The sequence below is a fragment of the Vibrio sp. Vb1554 genome, from assembly GCF_033344235.1.
The window spans coordinates 1-1,622 of the sequence record NZ_JAWPOJ010000132.1 but is presented as its reverse complement, the minus strand read 5'-3'; the positions used below and the strand labels follow the sequence as shown (position 1 = coordinate 1,622).

The window sequence follows — 1,622 nt, the reverse complement described above, 5'->3', positions numbered from 1 at the left end:
ACGACATCAAAATGGATGAAGACAAGCAAATCTCTGGCGGTACAGCTGTTGAACTGACCAAAGCGGGCGATTTGTCTGACGGTCTTAAATCTCGTTTCCGCCACCTTGCAAGCCTTCAAGCTGCTGGCATTGATGTGGACGATGCAACCCTACGTACGATTCTGAAATCACAAATCGTCATGGTGGCTTACAACGCAAATGGCGACGTTATTTCTGCAACTGAAGTGCAAAAGCCGGGCGTTTTGGATGCGGTGTTTGCCGACTCCAAGGCAGGTAACGCAATTAGCCAAGAACTCGGCGCGATTGTGGAAGGCGGCGCAACAACCTTCAAACTTTGGGCGCCAACAGCGCAAGACGTTGCTCTGATCATCTATGACGAGAATCTGAAAGAAGAGACAACCGTTGCGATGAAAGAAGATTCAGCAACCGGTATCTGGGTTTCTGAAGCGCAAAGCAACGTCGTCAACAAATACTACCGTTACCAAGTTAAAGTTTACCACCCAACAACGGGCGTCATCGAAACTCGCTTGGTCACAGATCCATACTCTCTGAGCCTATCGAAAAATTCGATGTACTCTCAAGTGATCGATTTGGATGATCCAAGATTGATGCCACAAGGCTGGAGCGACTACGAACGCCCAACCGTTAAAAAAGATGAAGACCACGTACTTTACGAATCACACCTTCGTGACTTCAGCTTTAACGATACAAAAGGCACCAAAGAATACAACGGTAAGTACTTAGCACTCACAGAAGCAGACCGCGAATCGGTCTCTCACTTGCAAGCACTAAAAGACGCTGGTTTAACAACGCTTCACATCCTGCCAGCGTTCGACATTGCTACAGTTGATGAAGAAGCGGCGAACCGCGTCGATATTACTGACACCGTAGGTAAATTGTGTGGCATCAAACCAGAAGCGTCTGTCTGTGACGAAGTTGATGGCGGGAAAGTGATTGAAGATGTGCTGAACAGCTACGATCCAGCCACCGGTTCTGCGCAAGCACTGATGAACGATTTGCGCATGCTAGACAGCTTCAACTGGGGTTACGACCCATTCCATTACACGGTGCCAGAAGGCAGCTACGCGACCGATCCAAACGGCTCAAAACGTATTCTTGAGTTCCGTGAAATGGTGCAAGCAACGCACAAAATGAAGCTGAAGCTGATCATGGACGTGGTGTACAACCACACCAATGCCTCTGGCATTAACGACACATCCGTTCTAGATAAAATCGTCCCAGGATACTACCACCGTCTTAACGTCAACACTGGCGGCGTAGAAAACTCAACCTGTTGTGACAACACCGCAACAGAAAACTTGATGATGGGTAAACTGATGGTTGACTCATTGAAAGTGTGGGCGGACGACTACAAAGTTGACGGTTTCCGTTTCGACTTAATGGGCCACCAGCCAAAAGATGTGATGGTCTACGCGCTTGAGCAAATCCGCAAGATTGACGAAAACACCTTGTTCTACGGTGAAGGTTGGGACTTCGGTGAAGTGTCTAACAACGCTCGTTTTGATCAAGCCACTCAGCTAAACATGGCTGGCACTGAAATCGGTACGTTCTCGGATCGTCTGCGTGACGCTGTTCGTGGCGGTAGCCCATTTGATGGCGGT

The 1,622-nt window shown here is 48.6% G+C and carries 1 protein-coding gene; it reads left to right on the top strand.

The annotated features are described in order from the left end of the window. Positions 1 to 1,622 (top strand): pullulanase-type alpha-1,6-glucosidase (gene pulA, locus R8N28_RS24280; RefSeq protein WP_318183554.1); only part of this gene is annotated, 1,622 nt, incomplete at both ends.